This is a genomic window from Roseateles sp. UC29_93 (genome assembly GCF_042695725.1).
Lineage (GTDB): Bacteria > Pseudomonadota > Gammaproteobacteria > Burkholderiales > Burkholderiaceae_C > Roseateles > Roseateles noduli_A.
Window position 1 is genome coordinate 5868955 of sequence record NZ_CP170545.1, and the last position, 15550, is coordinate 5884504.

Sequence of the window (15550 nt, forward strand, 5' to 3'; positions counted from 1 at the left end):
CATGGCGCCGTCCCGCTTCTCGCTCAAGCGCCAGCTCCTGCTGTGGCTGCTGCTGCCGCAGGTCGTGCTGTGGCTCGCGGGCGCGGTGTTCAGCTACCGCCTCGCGGGCCGCTATGCCAACGAGGCCGTCGACGCCACGCTGCTGCAGGCCACGCGCTCGCTCGCGCGTCAGGTCAAGCCCATGGGCAACGGACTGCTGATCGACTTCCCGCGCGCGGCGCAGGACGTGCTCGAGGCCGACCCCAGCGACAAGCTGCTCTACACGGTCAGTTCACCGCCGGGCAAGTTCATCCTCGGCAACCGCAACCTGCCCAGCCCGCCCGCGGTGCCGGCCAGCGCGCCGCTGGGCCAGGCGCAGTTCTACGACGGGGAGATCGACGCGCAGGAGTCGCGCACCGCCTCGCCGGTGCGGGTCGCCGCGCTCTACCTGCAGTTCGGCGAGAACCCCAAGGCCCAGCAGACGATGCTGGTGCAGGTGGCCCGCTCCAGCGCCAACCGCGAGCTGCTCGCGCGCCGGCTGCTGATCGACACGATGCTGCCGCTGTCCATCCTCATCGTGCTGATGAGCATGATCGTGTGGGCCGGCGTCGGCGCCGGGCTCGCCCCGATCGCGCGGCTGCGCCGCCTGGTCGAGGGCCGCAAGCCCAACGACCTGCGCCCCATCGAGCTCGACGCCGCGCCGCAGGAACTGCGCTCGCTCGCGCAGGCGATCAACGACCTGCTCGAGGCCGTCCGCCACAACGTCCAGGGCCAGCGCCGCTTCATCAGCGACGCCGCCCACCAGTTGCGCACGCCGCTGGCGGGGCTCAAGAGCCAGAGCGAACTCGCGCTGGCCGAAGCGCCCCCCGGTCCGCTGACGGTGCGTCTCGCCCGCGTGCATGAGAGCGCCACGCGCAGCGCCCACCTCGTCAACCAGCTGCTGGCGCTGGCGCGCACCGAGCCGGAGTCGCTGACGCGGCAGACGCCGGTGCGCTTCGACCTCGGCCGGCTGGCCCGCGAGGTCACCGCCGAACTCGTGCCGCGCGCGCTCCAGCAGAACGTGGACCTGGGCTACGACGGTCCGGACAGCGATCCGGACTGCGCCTCCGCCTCGCAGCTCGAGGAGCCGCTCACCGTCCCCGGCCTCTCCCGCGAAGAGCAAGCGCAGAAAGAGGGGCGCGAACAGGGGCAGGAGGACCGCCCCGTCGAGGTCACCGGCATCCCGCTGCTGCTGCGCGAGGCGCTGGTCAACCTCGTCGACAACGCGCTGCGTTACGCCGGCCGCGGCGCCCGGGTCACCGTGCAGGTGCACGGCGACGCCGACCGCGCGGAGCTGGTCGTGACCGACAACGGCCCCGGCATCCCCGAGGACCTGCGGGAGCAGGTCTTCGAGCGCTTCTTCCGCGCCACCCATGAGGGCAACGGCTGCGGACTCGGCCTGGCGATCGTCAAGGAGATCGTCGAGCGCCACGGCGGCCGCATCGTCCTGTCGACCGCCCGGCCGCGCGGCCTGCGCGTCTCGATGAGCCTGCCGCTCGCCGCCTGAGCCCCCCGCCCGCCCTGGCGCAGGCACGACCTGGCCCCGGCCGGTCATCACACGTCCTTCCTCGCAGGACTTGCCACCGCGATCGCTTCCCCGGACCTGCGCGCTCGGCGCCGCCCCGCGCGCACCAAGACTGCGCCGATCACACGCCAGGCGCCCGACATTGCCGCCACGCGCCCGAACTCCCCGCCTTTCGTGCACCACAACGCTAGTGGTAAGCACCAATATAGATTCATTAATGAATTATTAAAGTTCAGCCCGCATGCAAGAAAGATAAACGTCCGATTAACGGCGGCACGCCCGGAGCACCGTTGCTCGGAGACAACCGGAGACTGAACATGACACGCACCTCGCGCTTGCGCACCACCACGCTGTCGACCCTGTCGACCGCCGCCGGCCTGCTGATGGCCGCCGGTTCCGCCCATGCCCTGGACTACACCGGCTACTTCCGCGCCGGCCCCGGCGGCACCACGGACGGCGGCGCCAGCCGCGCCTGCTACGCCCTCAACGGCGGCACCAGCGGCATGAAGTACCGCCTCGGCAACGAGTGCGACATCTACGGCGAGTTCCAGCTCGCCCAGGGCTTCAAGAAGGACGGCATCGACTACAAGGTCGTGCTGATGACGGACTACTTCAATCCGCATTCGGACGCGGACGACGCCAAGCACCTGCGCCTGGCGCAGATGTACGCCGAGGCCAAGGGCTTCGACTTCGCGCCGGAAGCCACCGTCTGGGCCGGCAAGGAACGCGGCCGCCGCGGCGACGTGCACATCGTCGACACCTACTTCACCGAGATGGCCGGCATCGGCGCCGGCTTCAAGGGCCTGAACGTCGGCCCGGGCAAGCTCGGCGTCGCGTACTACACCAACGACAAGGACAACAACCAGCGTCCGGCCCACCGCGGCAACGTCGAGTACGTCGACATCAACTCCAACACCGACGGCACGCTGGCCTTCTTCGGCACCGCCACCAAGTCGCAGTTCGCCGGCGGCACCAACGGCTGGGGCCTGACCGCCAAGCATGTCCAGGCCAAGCTGTTCGGCTCGGACTTCAACAACGTGCTGTGGGTGCAGTACGCGCAGGGCTCCACCGGCCTGAACTCCAACTTCGGCAACCAGACCGACACGTCCGCGGCCAAGAAGTTCCGCGTCGTCGAATCGGTGAACTTCCAGCAAGGCGCCTGGGGCGGCATGGGCATGCTGCTGTGGGCCAACGAAAAGGACAACGCCGGCAAGGCCACGGTGTCCACGTCGGTCGGCGGTCGCCTGTCCTACGGCGTCACCCGCAACTTCAAGCTGCTCACCGAAGCCGGCGTCTCGCAGTACAAGCCCGACGGCGGCCAGCGCGCCCGCCTGACCAAGGTGACCTTCGCCCCCACGCTGTCCACCGGCCCGGCGCTGATGGACCGACCCGAGTTCCGCCTCTATGTCACCCACGCCAAGTGGAACAAGGCGGCCGGCAACGTGACCGGCGTGGCCGGCTACGACGGCGAGACCTCGGGCACCAGCTTCGGTGCGCAAGTCGAAGTCTGGTTCTGACGCCCGGTTCCGATCGGACGACGACTGAGGGGCGCGACGCGCCCCGCCTCATCCGACATCCCATGACAACATCGCACCCACTCACCGCCCGGCGCGAGCCGGATGCGATGCCCGGAAGGTGATGCCGGACGCGACACGAAACGCGATGCGAACCGTGATTCGAAACCCAATTCCAGACGACATGGAGACCCCCCCGATGATGAAGCTCAAGCAACTGTCCCAGGCCGCCGCGCTGTGCGCGCTGATGGCCGCCGGCGCGGCGCAGGCCGGCGAGGTCGAAGTCCTGCACTGGTGGACCAGCGGCGGCGAGGCCAAGGCCGCCACTGCGCTGAAGGCCACCCTGCAGAAGCAGGGCCACACGTGGAAGGACTTCGCGGTGGCCGGCGGCGGCGGCGATTCCGCCATGACGGTGCTGAAGTCCCGCGTGGTGTCGGGCAACGCCCCGGCCGCGGCGCAGATCAAGGGCCCGTCGCTGCAGGAATGGGCGGCCGAAGGCGTGCTGACCAACGTCGACACCGTCGCCAAGGCCGGCAAGTGGGACGAGGTGATCCCGCCGGTCGTCGCCAACATCATGAAGTACCAGGGCCACTACATCGCCGCGCCGGTCAACGTGCACCGCGTGAACTGGCTGTGGGTCAACCCCGAGGCGCTGAAGAAGGCGGGCGCCAAGCTGCCCACGACCTGGGACGAGTTCTTCGTCACCGCCGAGGCGCTGAAGAAGGCCGGCATCATCCCCGTCGCGCACGGCGGCCAGAACTGGCAGGACTTCACCACCTTCGAATCGGTGGCGCTGGGCGTCGGCGGCGTGGACTTCTACAAGAAGGCGCTGGTGCAGCTGGACCCGGCCACGCTGACCGGTCCGCAGATGGAGAAGGTGCTGACGACCTTCAAGCGCATCAAGGACTACACCGACAAGAACGCGTCGGGCCGCGACTGGAACCTGGCCACCGCGATGGTGATCAAGGGCGAGGCCGGCATGCAGTTGATGGGCGACTGGGCCAAGGGCGAATGGGTCGCCGCGGGCAAGACGCCGGGCAAGGATGTGCTGTGCGCCGCCGCCCCGGGCACGCAGAAGGCCTTCACCTTCAACATCGACTCCTTTGCGCTGTTCAAGCTGAAGAACGCCGCCAATGAGAAGGCCCAGCAGGACCTGGCCACCGCGATCATGTCGCCGGAGTTCCAGGAGCTGTTCAACCTGAACAAGGGATCGATTCCCGTGCGCACCGGGATGAAGATGGACAAGTTCGACGACTGCGCCAAGCAGTCCGCGACGGACTTCGCCGCCGACGCCAAGTCGGGCACCCTGGTGCCGTCGATCGCGCACGGCATGGCGGTTCCCGCCGCGGCCGAAGGCGCGATGAAGGACGTCGTGAGCCAGTTCTGGAACAGCGACAAGATGACGGCCAAGGACGCGCAGACCAAACTGGCGGCCGCCGCGAAGACGAAGTAAGCCACCAGCGAACGCTGGCCCCGAAGGGGCGGACCGATCCCGGACCGCCCCCGATCCGTTTCTCCCGACGCGCCGTCCGCGGCGCGTCCTCAGGTCCGCTCCTCCGCATGTCCGCTTCCCGAGCCCCCCGCAGTCCCTGGCTTCCCAAGCTGGTGGTCGCGCCGACCTTCCTCGTCTCCTTCCTCTTCATCTACGGCCTGATGGCCTGGAACGGCTACCTGTCGCTGTCCGCGTCGCGGCTGCTGCCGAACTACGAGTTCGTCGGCCTGGACCAGTACCGCGCGCTGTTCGACAACGAGCGCTGGTGGCTGGCGCTGACCAACCTCGGCATCTTCGGCGCGCTGTTCATCGGCGGCGCGATGGCCGTGGGCCTGCTGCTGGCCATCCTGCTGGACCAGAAGATCCGCGGCGAAGGCGTGCTGCGCACCGTGTACCTGTACCCGATGGCGCTGTCCTTCATCGTGACCGGCACGGCGTGGAAATGGATCCTCAACCCCGGGCTGGGCATCGAGCACCTGATGCAGCAATGGGGCTTCGAGAACTTCAGCTTCGGCTGGCTGGTCGACCCGGACATGGCGATCTACTGCGTCGTCATCGCCGGCGTGTGGCAGTCCGCGGGCTTCGTGATGGCGCTGTTCCTGGCGGGACTGCGTGGCATCGACGACTCCATCATCAAGGCCGCGCAGGTCGACGGCGCGTCCCTGCCGCGCATCTACTGGCGCATCATCATCCCGACGCTGCGGCCGGTGTTCTTCTCGACGCTGATGGTCGTGGCGCACATCGCCATCAAGAGCTTCGACCTGGTGATGGCGCTGACCGCGGGCGGCCCCGGCTACGCCACCGACCTGCCGGCGACCTTCATGTACACGATGGCGTTCTCGCGCGGCCAGATCGGCCTGGGCGCGGCCAGCGCCACGGTGATGCTGGCCACGATCGCCGCCATCGTCGTTCCCTACCTCTATTCCGAGCTCCGCTCGAAGCAGTAACCGCGAGCGCCGCGACATGAGTACCCTCACCTCCCCTTCCGGTCCTCCCTCCTCGGGGGGATCCCGCAGCCTGACCGTGCAGCGCGTGCTGCTGTGGGCCGTGCTGCTGGTCTTCGCCTTCTTCTTCCTGCTGCCGCTGTACGTGATGGTCAGCACCTCGCTCAAGAGCATGGACGAGGTGCGCAACGGCACCCTGCTGTCCGTGCCGATGGCGCCGTCGCTGGCCGCCTGGTCCAAGGCCTGGACCAGCGCCTGCACCGGCACCGACTGCGGCGGGCTGAAGCCCTTCTTCATGAACTCGGTGCTGATGGTCGTGCCGGCGGTGCTGATCTCCACCGCGCTGGGCGCAATCAACGGCTACGTGCTGACCAAATGGCGTTTCCGCGGCAGCGAGCTGCTGTTCGGGCTGCTGCTGTTCGGCGTGTTCATGCCGATGCAGGTCGTGCTGCTGCCGATGAGCCAGGTGCTGGGCACGCTGGGCATCGCCAGTTCGGTGTGGGGCCTGATCCTGGTCCACATCCTGGCCGGCATGCCGTCCACGACGCTGTTCTTCCGCAACTACTACGCCGGCCTGCCCGACGAGCTGATCAAGGCGGCGACGCTGGACGGCGCCTCGTTCTTCCAGATCTTCTGGCGCATCGTGGTGCCGCTGTCGACGCCGATCCTGGTGGTGACGCTGATCTGGCAGTTCACCTCGATCTGGAACGACTTCCTGTACGGGGTGGTGTTCTCCGGGGCCGACAGCAAGCCGATCACGGTCGGGCTGAACAACCTGGCCAACACGTCCAGTTCGGTCAAGGAATACAACGTGGACATGGCCGCGGCGCTGATCGCCGCGCTGCCGACGCTCGTGGTCTACGTGGTCGCGGGCAAGTATTTCGTGCGCGGGCTCACCGCCGGCGCCGTCAAGGGTTAAGGAGTCAAGCATGGGCGCGCTCGCCATTTCTCAAGTCCGCAAGAGCTACGGATCGGCCGACATCCTCAAGGGCATCGACCTGTCGATCGATGCCGGCGAGTTCCTGATCCTGGTCGGCCCGTCGGGCTGCGGCAAGTCGACGCTGCTGGCGATGATCGCCGGCCTGGAGCACCCGACCTCGGGCGCGATCCACATCGGCGACCGGGACGTCACCTACCTGCCGAGCAAGGACCGCGACATCGCGATGGTGTTCCAGAGCTACGCGTTGTATCCGAACATGAACGTCGCGCAGAACATCGCCTTCGGGCTGGAGATGCGCAAGGTGCCGAAGGCGCAGCGCGAGCAGACCGTGCAGCGCGTCGCGAAGATGCTGCAGATCGACCATCTGCTCGATCGCAAGCCGGGCCAGCTGTCCGGCGGCCAGCGGCAGCGCGTGGCGATGGGGCGCGCGCTGGCGCGCGATCCGAAGCTGTTCCTGTTCGACGAGCCGCTGTCCAACCTGGACGCGAAGCTGCGCATCGAGATGCGCGCCGAGATCAAGCTGCTGCACCAGCGCACCAAGACCACGACGGTCTACGTCACCCACGACCAGGTCGAGGCGATGACGCTGGGCGACCGCATCGCGGTGATGCGCGACGGGCTCGTGCAGCAGTTCGGCACGCCGGAAGAGATCTACACGCGGCCGGCCAACCGCTTCGTGGCCGAGTTCATCGGCTCGCCGACGATGAACTTCGTCCAGGCCGAGCGCAACGGCGGCGGCGCGCTCGCCGCGCAAGGCGTGACCCTGCCGGTGAACGCGGCGCAGCAGGCCTCGATCGACGCGGCCGGTGGCGTGCTCTACGGCGTGCGTCCGGAACACATCCGGCTGGCCGAGACGACCGACGCGGACGCGGGCGGCATGCCGGGCGTGCTGAAGATGAGCGAGCCGACCGGTCCCGAGACCTACCTGCTGGTGGACACGCCGTCGGGCCCGATGACGGCGCGCGTCTCGGGCAACCCCCACCTCAATGTCGGTGACGCGGTTCGCCTGCAATGGGCGGCGGAGTCGGCCCACCTGTTCGACGCGAAGGACGAGCGCCGCCTGGCCTGAGACCGTCGGTGGGACCGGCAGGTCTCATCCGCAGCCAGAGGGTCTGCGCCGCGAGCACCGCGGCCAGCACCAGCGCGATCCAGGCGGAACCGTCCGAGCCGCTCATCGGCGAGGCGGTCTGCTTAACGTACACGCCCACCAGGCCCCACACCGCCGCGCCGGCATAACCAAGCGCGGCGGGACCGGTGCCCGGCGCGTGAAGACGCGCGTTGGCGACCAGCAGCAGCAACGCGGCCAGGGCCCACAGCACCAGCGTCCAGGGCAACTGGTCCTGCGTCGGCAGCATCTGCGCGGCGACGACCGTCTGCGCGGTGTCCAGGAACGCGGCCAGCGACAGCCAGCCCGCATGCAGCGCCAGCGGGAACACGGCGAGCCAGGACTGCGCACCGCGCGGCATCGCGCGCGCGACCAGCATCAGCGCCCACAGCAGGCTCGCCAGCGCGGCCCAGATGACGGCGAGCGCCAGACCGAACCATTGCTGCGAGAACACGATCATCCAGCTCGCGGTCAACGCGAAGCCGACGATGACCAGCCAGTGACAGCGATGCGAGTCGCGATGCCCTTCCCTGTCCGGGACCGGCTGGCCGCGCAGCAGCCAGGCGGCAAATACGAGATCGAGCAGGAAGATCACCCCCCAGATCGAGAACGCGTAGCCGTCGGCGACGAGCAGGGTCGGAAAGCGGTCGGAGATCGCGCCGTTGTCGGGCCCGAACACGCCGCGCTGGGACGCCCAGGCCACCAGGGGCATGGACAGCGCGCTGAGGATGACGAGGATCTGAAGCATGTCCCATCATGGGCAAGGCGCATTCCGCCTACCGCGAACGCGGGGAATGACTGGGTTTGCATACAGCTTATGATCCGGCGCCATGTCCACCGCCGACGTCTTCGCCGATCTGAATCCCGAGCAGCGCTCCGCCGTCGAGCACGGCCTGGATGAAGGCGCACAGGGCCACGGACCGCTGCTGGTGATCGCCGGTGCGGGATCGGGCAAGACGAAGACGCTGGCGTCGCGCGTGGCGCGCCTGATCCAATCCGGCGCGGATCCGCAACGGCTGCTGCTGCTGACCTTCTCGCGGCGCGCCGCCGGCGAGATGGAACGCCGCGCGGGCCGCGTGCTGCATCGCGCGCTCGGCCTGCGCGCGACGCAGGCGCCGCCGCGTTTCCCGTGGGCCGGCACCTTCCACAGCGTCGGCGCGCGGCTGCTGCGCGAGTACGCGCATCGCATCGGCCTCGCGCCCAACTTCACCATCCTCGACCGCGCGGATGCCGAGGACCTGATGGGCCTGCAGCGCCAGGCGCTCGGCCTGGCCGAGACCACCGACCGCTTTCCGCTGAAGGCGACCTGCCTGAACATCTACTCGCGCGTCGTCAACAGCGAGGCGCGGCTGGACCAGGTGCTGCAGGAGCACTTCCCCTGGTGCTTCGCGGTCCATGACGAGCTCAAGCGCCTGTTCAAGGCCTACGTCGAAGAGAAGCAGCACCAGCAGCTGCTCGACTACGACGACCTGCTGCTCTACTGGTCGGAGCTGATGAGCGACGACACGCTGGCCGCGGAGCTCGGCGAGCGCTTCCAGCACGTGCTGGTCGACGAGTACCAGGACACCAACCGGCTGCAGGCGACGATCCTCAAGCGCCTCAAGCCGCGCGGGGACCGGCTGACGGTGGTCGGGGACGACGCGCAGGCGATCTACTCGTTCCGCGCGGCGGAGGTGCGCAACATCCTGGAGTTCCCGGCGCAGTTCGACCCGCCCGCGCGCGTGGTCGCGCTGGAGCGCAACTACCGCTCGACGCAGACCATCCTGGATGCCTCCAACGCCGTCATCGCGATGGCGCGGGAGCGCCACGAGAAGCGCCTGTGGACCGACAAGACCTCGAGCGAACTGCCGCACCTGGTCACCGTCGACGACGAGGCGCGACAGGCGCAATGGGTCGCGGACAAGGTGCTGGAGCGCCGCGAGCAAGGGCTGAAGCTGACGAAGCAGGCGGTGCTGTTCCGGACCTCGAGCCACGCGGCGCCGCTGGAGCTGGAGCTGACGCGACGCAACATCCCGTTCGTCAAGTTCGGTGGCTTGAAATTCCTCGAGAGCACGCATGTGAAGGACGTGCTGAGCGTGCTGCGCTGGGCGGAGAACCCGCGCGGTCGGCTGACGGGTTTCCGCGTGGCGCAGTTGCTGCCGGGCTTCGGTCCCGCGAGCGCGAGACGGCTGCTCGATGCAATGACCCCCGCGACCGATCCGGCGCAGGCGCTGCGCGATTTCGAGCCGCCACGCGCCGCGGCGTCCTCCTGGACGGCGTTGCGCGAACTCATGCTGCAGCTGATCTCAGGCTCCAGTTGGCCGATGGATCTGGAAGAGGCGGTGCAGTGGTACGCGCCACATCTGGAGCGGCTCTACGACGATGCGCCGGTGCGTCTGTCCGACCTGGAGCAGATCACGCGCATTGCGCAGGGCTACGGGTCGCGGGAGCGGTTCCTGACGGAGCTGACGCTGGATCCGCCCGACGCGAGCAGCGACGAGTCGGGCGTACCGCTGAAGGACGAGGACTACCTGATCCTGTCGACGATCCACTCCGCCAAGGGCCAGGAGTGGAATGCGGTGTACCTGCTGAACTGCGTGGACGGCTGCATGCCGTCGGACCTGAGCACGGGCGCGCAGGCGCAGATCGAGGAGGAGCGGCGGCTGCTCTACGTCGCGATGACGCGCGCGAAGGACCACCTCGCGGTGATGGTGCCGCAGCGCTTCTACGTGACGCAGCAGACGCGCAACGGCGATCGGCACCTCTATGCGAGCGTGTCGCGTTTCCTGCCCGGCAAGGTGGTTCGCCACTTCGAGAAGGTCGGCCCCGCCAATCAGGCACAAGCACCGCTGCCGGAGCTCGTGAAGCCGGCGATGGACGTCGCCGCGAAGCTGCGCAAGGCCTGGGACTGAGCTCCCCCATCGGTGACTCAAGCTTTCATGACCTGCGAACACCGCGTCAGAGCTGCTGAAGACAGGCTGCAAACGTCGTGCAGTCGCCCGCGCGTAACGCACGTTACGGCAAGCCCGGATGGCGGTCCGACGCGAAGAACTTAAACTCCGCGACGGTCAAACCCTGACCCCGCGCTTGCCGGAAGATCTCCGGACAAGTTCCCGGACCCAGCCCGCCAGCCCCGCCCGACCGCCGTGACGATCCGCGACACCGTTCTCCGCACCCTCGCCCATACCAACTGGAAGCTGGCGCTGCCGGCGCTGATCCTCACCTGCGGTTGCCTGATCGTGCAGGCCGCCAGCGACGACCCCGAGGTCGTCGTCCCGACGACCGCCCCCACCACCGCGGCCATCAGCCCCAACGGCGTCGTGACGCCCGCACCGGCGCCGCCCGGGGGTTCGTCCGCCCCGTCGCCGACGCCGGCCGCCTCCTCGCCCCTGATCGCCAAGTCGCCCGGCACGGTCGTCGCGCCCACGCCATCCGACGAGCCGCTGATGAAGCTGCCCGTCAACGCCCGCCACATGCTGGTCGTCGACGACACCGGCCGCGTGCTGATGGCCAAGGAGCCGGACACCGTCGTGCCCATCGCCTCGCTGACCAAGCTGATGACGGCGATGGTCGTGCTGGACGCGAAGCAGGACATGAACGAGGAAATCAAGATCGACGACGCCGACGTCGACCGCCTCAAGCACAGCAAGTCGCGCGTGCGCGTCGGCGCCACGATGACCCGCGAAGCGGCGCTGGAGCTGGCGCTGATCTCGTCCGAGAACCGCGCCGCGTCGGCGCTGGCCCGCCACTTCCCCGGCGGCCTGCCGGCCTACGAGTCGGCCGTCGCCGCCAAGATCCGCGCGCTGGGCCTGTCGCACACGGCGCTGGCCGACCCGACGGGCCTGTCGCCCAACAACACCTCGACGGCCGCCGAGGTCGCACGCATCGCCGCCGCCGCGTCGCGCTACCCGGTGATCGCGCGCATCAGCAGCGACAAGTCCAGCGAGGTCGAGGTCAACGGCCGCCCGCGCGAGCTGCGCAACACCAACCACCTGGTCGGTGCCAAGGGCTGGGACATTCGCCTGTCCAAGACCGGCTACACCGAGGAAGCCGGTCGCTGTCTGGCGATGCGCATGAAGAGCGGCGGCCAGACCATCACGGTCATCCTGCTCGATGCCGACGGCTCCGCGCAGCGCCTGCGCGACGCGGCCGCGATCCGCAAGTCGCTGGCGAAGATCGCGGCGGCCTGACCCCCTCATTACGCCTGGAATCCCCCTCGCGGGGACGCGAGCAGGTTCTTTGAGGCTGGTCAAACAACCATCAGATTCGGCATTGGCGCCACGCCTTTGGTGTCCGATCACTCCTAGCATCTGCGGCTCCTCTCACCGCATGTCTGGAGTAGACGCATGCACCCTCACTCCCCGCAAATCACCAACGTCACGCCGATCCCGAACGCTCAGCCCGACCTCCATCACGTGATGTATCGGCTCGACCTGCTCTCCGCCGAGACTCACAAGCTCCGCCAGGAAATGCAGGAAGGCTTCACCTCGATTCGGAAAGATCAGGAAGTCTTCAGGAAGGAGCTCAACGACCAACGCCAGGACTTCACAAAGGAGATCAACACGGTGCGTCTCGAGATGAACGCCCAACGCCTCGAGTTCAAGGCTGAACTCAATGCTTGTCGGCACGAGTTCAAGCAGGAACTGCATGACATGCACGAGAAGTCCAGGAAAGAATTCGATGCCACGCTCGATCGCGCGAGGATCAACGTGAAGGAAATGCTCGACTCGGTGATCGCCACCGTCGACGATCGCATCAAGATGAGCGGTCAGGCCTCGGACCTCCGGCTGCTCAAGTGGTGCGCCCGCGCCGCGCTCAGCTCGTCCGCCGCCGCCGGCAGCCTCGCGTACGCGGTGTCGAAGCTCATGCCGTGACGGGCGCCTCAGGGAGGCGTCGCGTTCGCGCCTCCCTCCGTCACCCGCAGTAGGCCCCGTCCTACCCGCCCCATGAGCCACCGGAGCTACTGTCGAACCATCCTCGGCAGACTCGGTCCAGCCCTCATGGTTTCTCCCTCCTCCCCCGCGACGGACCTGCCGCCGTCCGCCTCTTCGGGCCCGCGCTCGTCGTCCTCGACCAGCCCGCCCGCGCCTCCGGTCGCCCCCCAGGAAGAAGCACAAGCGCCGCCGCCCGCCGCGCCTGTCCGCCGCCGCCTGGCGGCAGTTCATGCAGATCGCCAAGCCCTACTGGCTCGGCGACCAGCGCAAGGCCGCCTGGGGCCTGCTGCTGTTGATGATCGTGCTGATGCTGTGCGAGACCCAGCTCGCCGTCATGCTCAACAACAAGACCGGGGAGATGACCTCCGCGCTCGCCGAACGCAACCACGCGCGCTTCTGGCTCGCCGTGCGCGACAGCCTCATCGTGCTGGGCTTCGCGGTGCCGGTGTACGCCTTCTACTACTACATGCGCGACGCCTTCTCCAACCATTGGCGGCGCTGGCTCACCGGCAAGTTCCTCGACGGCTACCTCGACGGCCGGAAATATTACGAGATCGGTGCCGGCGCGGCGGGCGACATCGACAACCCCGACCAGCGCATCTCCGAGGACATCAACACCTTCACCGGCCGCTCCACCCACTTCATGCTGCTGATGCTGGGCTCCGCGATGCAGCTGGTGGCCTTCTGCGCGGTGCTGTGGTCGCTGTCCAAGCTGCTCGTCGCCTTCCTCGTCGTCTATGCCACGGTGGGCACCTTCCTCGCGCTCTACGTCTTCGGCTCGCCGCTGATCCAGCTCAACTTCTGGCAGCTGCGCCGCGAGGCCGACTTCCGCTTCGGGCTCATGCGCCTGCGCGAGAACGCCGAATCCATCGCGTTCTACCGCGGCGAGCCGCAGGAGCGCGCCCACATCGAGAGCCGCTTCGAGTCCGTCTACCAGAACTACTGGAAGCTGATCCGCAAGCAGCGCGCGCTCAACCTCTTCCAGCGCGGCTTCAGCCAGCTGACGCTGGTCGTGCCCGCCGTGATCCTGGCCGAGCGCGTGCTGTCCGGCGACCTGGAAGTCGGCGCGGCCGTGCAGGCCGCCGGCGCCTTTGCCGCGGTGCTGACCGCCGTCTCGCTGATCGTCGACAACTTCGAGAGCCTCAGCCGCTTCGTCGCCGGCATCGACCGGCTGCATGCGCTCTCCGAGGTCATGCACAAGCGCAAGCCCCGCGACGAACGCGCCCGCGAGAAGATCGAGACGAAACACGCCGACCAGCTCGCGTTGCGCGACCTGACGCTCTACACGCCGCAGTTCGACCGGCTGCTGATCGAGAAGCTCGACGTCGCGCTCAAGCCCGGCGAGAGCCTGCTGATCACCGGCGTCAGCGGCTGCGGCAAGAGCTCGCTGCTGCGCGCGATCGCCGGCCTGTGGCGCAGCGGCGAAGGCACGATCGAACACCCGCCGCTGGAGGACGTCTTCTTCCTGCCGCAGCGCCCCTACCTGCAGCCCGGCACGCTGCGCAGCCAGATGATCTATCCGGACACGACGACCGAGCTCGACGACGACGCGCTGCGCGCCATCCTCGACGAGGTCTGCCTGCCCGAGCTCGCCGACCGCGTCGGCGGCCTGGACGCCTCGCAGGACTGGGAGAAGCTGCTGTCGATGGGCGAGCAGCAGCGGCTGGCCTTCGCCCGGGTGCTGGTACGCACGCCGAAGATGGTCATCCTCGACGAGGCCACCAGCGCGCTGGACAGCTGCAACGAGCGCCGTCTCTACGAGCGCCTGTGCCGCGACGGCGTCACGCTGGTGAGCATCGCGCACCGCCACGCGGTGCTGCAGCATCACACGCATGTGCTGCGCCTCACCGGCGGCGGCGCGTGGCAGCTGCATGCGGCCGAGGGCTACGACTTCGACGCGGTCGAGGCGGAGGCCGAAGCGGCGCGCGAGGCGGCCCTGGAAAGCGCACTGGAAGCCAGGCACGCCACTGGCGCCGACACGGGACCGGTCGCGAAGCCCGCCGAGAAAGAGTCGCCATGAGCGCCGCCAGTGCCGCCGCCAGTGCCACCGCCACTGCAAGCGCAACGGCCAACGCCGCATCGAACGCCGCTTCGAACGCCGGAGCCTCCTGGACCGACGAAGTCATCGAGACCGTGCGGTCCGAGTTTTCCGACGTGCCCGACGTCGCGCAGATCACGCGCATCGCCGTGCGCCTGCTGCTGGCGGCGCTGCTGGGCGGGATCCTCGGCTACGAGCGCGAGCACCACGGCAAGGCGGCGGGCATCCGCACGCACATGCTGGTGTCACTCGGGGCGGCGCTCTTCGTGCTGGTGCCGCAGCAAGGCGGCATGGCGCTGGCCGACATGAGCCGCGTGCTGCAGGGCGTCATCGCCGGCATCGGCTTCCTCGGCGCGGGGGGCCATCCTCAAGCTGAAGGACGAGGAACAGGTCCACGGCCTGACCACCGCCGCCAGCATCTGGATGACAGCCGCCATCGGCATCGCCTGCGGGCTGGGCCGCGAGGCGACGGCCGTCTTCAGCATGCTGCTGGCCCTGTTGATCCTCGCGGTGCTGCCGCTGTTCACGCGGCCGCATCCCCGGACGGACGAGGACCTGACGGACCAGGGTCGGACGGACGAACATCGGAAGAGCGAGCCCCGGAACGAGGACGACCGGACGGCGGATGACCGGAAGGCGGACGCCCTGCGCTGATTCGCCTTTCCCACGCAGCGCCCCTGCCCATGGCACGCGAACCCGGCTGCTGCCGGAGCGACTGAGCCCGCCCCGACTGCAAGGACCCGCATGCTCCCCCTCCGCAGCCCCGCGAGCCTCGTCGCCGCATCGATTGACGACGCAACGATCGATGCCCGCTTCGACGGCGCGCGCCCCACCACGATCGATCCCACGCCGCTGGCGCGCCAACTCGCGACCACGAGGGACGCCCTCCTCCGATCGATGGCACGCGACCATCTCGCGCTCTGCCCCGAGGTCAAGGCGTTCCCCGACAGACCGGGAACGCACGAGTACGAAGCGCATTGCTTCAAGAGGCTCGTGGCCTATGCGAATGAGCGCCTGGCGTCGCCGTCGGCCGAGCCGCCGTTGGCTGCCACCGCATGGGA

At 68.6% G+C, this 15550-nt stretch carries 11 protein-coding genes and 1 pseudogene; 11 read left to right on the forward strand and 1 reads right to left on the reverse strand.

Features of this window, described 5'->3' with window-relative positions; translation table 11 throughout:
• Position 1 precedes the first annotated feature (1 nt).
• The 6 genes from ACFJIX_RS27215 (at position 2) to ACFJIX_RS27240 (ending at position 7502) form a co-directional block, all read left to right on the forward strand.
• Positions 2–1525, forward strand: a complete 1524-nt coding sequence (locus ACFJIX_RS27215; RefSeq protein WP_377155789.1) for a sensor histidine kinase — start codon at positions 2–4, stop codon at positions 1523–1525.
• Positions 1526–1860: 335 nt separating this feature from the next.
• Positions 1861–3060, forward strand: coding sequence for a maltoporin (locus tag ACFJIX_RS27220; RefSeq protein WP_377155790.1), 1200 nt, complete (start codon positions 1861–1863; stop codon positions 3058–3060).
• A 196-nt stretch (positions 3061–3256) separates the two neighbouring features.
• Complete coding sequence (locus ACFJIX_RS27225; RefSeq protein ID WP_377162015.1) at positions 3257–4510, forward strand: ABC transporter substrate-binding protein; 1254 nt, start codon at positions 3257–3259, stop codon at positions 4508–4510.
• A 107-nt stretch (positions 4511–4617) separates the two neighbouring features.
• Complete coding sequence (locus ACFJIX_RS27230; RefSeq protein WP_067270156.1) at positions 4618–5496, forward strand: carbohydrate ABC transporter permease; 879 nt, start codon at positions 4618–4620, stop codon at positions 5494–5496.
• Between the two features lie 16 nt (positions 5497–5512).
• A complete protein-coding gene (locus ACFJIX_RS27235; RefSeq protein WP_377155793.1) occupies positions 5513–6412 on the forward strand; it encodes a carbohydrate ABC transporter permease in 900 nt (299 codons plus the stop codon).
• A gap of 10 nt (positions 6413–6422) precedes the next feature.
• Positions 6423–7502: an ABC transporter ATP-binding protein gene (locus tag ACFJIX_RS27240; protein ID WP_377155795.1), complete on the forward strand. Its 1080-nt coding sequence runs from the start codon at positions 6423–6425 to the stop codon at positions 7500–7502.
• Here the strand turns inward: ACFJIX_RS27240 and ACFJIX_RS27245 are convergent.
• Complete coding sequence (locus ACFJIX_RS27245) at positions 7417–8286, reverse strand: hypothetical protein (protein WP_377155797.1); 870 nt, start codon at positions 8284–8286, stop codon at positions 7417–7419. The genes ACFJIX_RS27240 and ACFJIX_RS27245 overlap by 86 nt on opposite strands.
• A gap of 82 nt (positions 8287–8368) precedes the next feature.
• On the opposite strand from ACFJIX_RS27245, the gene ACFJIX_RS27250 reads away from it, so the two are divergent.
• The 5 genes and pseudogenes from ACFJIX_RS27250 to ACFJIX_RS27270 all read left to right on the forward strand — a co-directional run bounded on the left by ACFJIX_RS27250 (position 8369) and on the right by ACFJIX_RS27270 (position 15143).
• Positions 8369–10429, forward strand: coding sequence for an ATP-dependent helicase (locus ACFJIX_RS27250; protein ID WP_377155799.1), 2061 nt, complete (start codon positions 8369–8371; stop codon positions 10427–10429).
• A 234-nt stretch (positions 10430–10663) separates the two neighbouring features.
• On the forward strand, positions 10664–11707 hold the full coding sequence (locus ACFJIX_RS27255; RefSeq protein WP_377155801.1) for a serine hydrolase: 1044 nt from the start codon (positions 10664–10666) through the stop codon (positions 11705–11707).
• 156 nt (positions 11708–11863) lie between these two features.
• Positions 11864–12391 carry a hypothetical protein gene (locus ACFJIX_RS27260; protein ID WP_377155803.1) on the forward strand — a complete coding sequence of 176 codons (528 nt, stop codon included), beginning with the start codon at positions 11864–11866 and terminating at the stop codon, positions 12389–12391.
• A 289-nt stretch (positions 12392–12680) separates the two neighbouring features.
• A complete protein-coding gene (locus ACFJIX_RS27265) occupies positions 12681–14471 on the forward strand; it encodes an ABC transporter ATP-binding protein/permease (RefSeq protein ID WP_377155804.1) in 1791 nt (596 codons plus the stop codon).
• A gap of 104 nt (positions 14472–14575) precedes the next feature.
• Positions 14576–15143 (forward strand): annotated as a pseudogene (locus tag ACFJIX_RS27270) (MgtC/SapB family protein).
• Positions 15144–15550: the final 407 nt, after the last annotated feature.

Coding starts and splice junctions, on each gene's coding strand:
- ACFJIX_RS27220 (WP_377155790.1), top strand. CDS start 1,861: ATGACACGCACCTCGCGCTTGCGCACCACCACGCTGTCGACCCTGTCG.
- ACFJIX_RS27245 (WP_377155797.1), bottom strand. CDS start 8,286: ATGCTTCAGATCCTCGTCATCCTCAGCGCGCTGTCCATGCCCCTGGTG.
- ACFJIX_RS27215 (WP_377155789.1), top strand. CDS start 2: ATGGCGCCGTCCCGCTTCTCGCTCAAGCGCCAGCTCCTGCTGTGGCTG.
- ACFJIX_RS27250 (WP_377155799.1), top strand. CDS start 8,369: ATGTCCACCGCCGACGTCTTCGCCGATCTGAATCCCGAGCAGCGCTCC.
- ACFJIX_RS27235 (WP_377155793.1), top strand. CDS start 5,513: ATGAGTACCCTCACCTCCCCTTCCGGTCCTCCCTCCTCGGGGGGATCC.
- ACFJIX_RS27225 (WP_377162015.1), top strand. CDS start 3,257: ATGATGAAGCTCAAGCAACTGTCCCAGGCCGCCGCGCTGTGCGCGCTG.
- ACFJIX_RS27240 (WP_377155795.1), top strand. CDS start 6,423: ATGGGCGCGCTCGCCATTTCTCAAGTCCGCAAGAGCTACGGATCGGCC.
- ACFJIX_RS27260 (WP_377155803.1), top strand. CDS start 11,864: ATGCACCCTCACTCCCCGCAAATCACCAACGTCACGCCGATCCCGAAC.
- ACFJIX_RS27265 (WP_377155804.1), top strand. CDS start 12,681: ATGCAGATCGCCAAGCCCTACTGGCTCGGCGACCAGCGCAAGGCCGCC.
- ACFJIX_RS27230 (WP_067270156.1), top strand. CDS start 4,618: ATGTCCGCTTCCCGAGCCCCCCGCAGTCCCTGGCTTCCCAAGCTGGTG.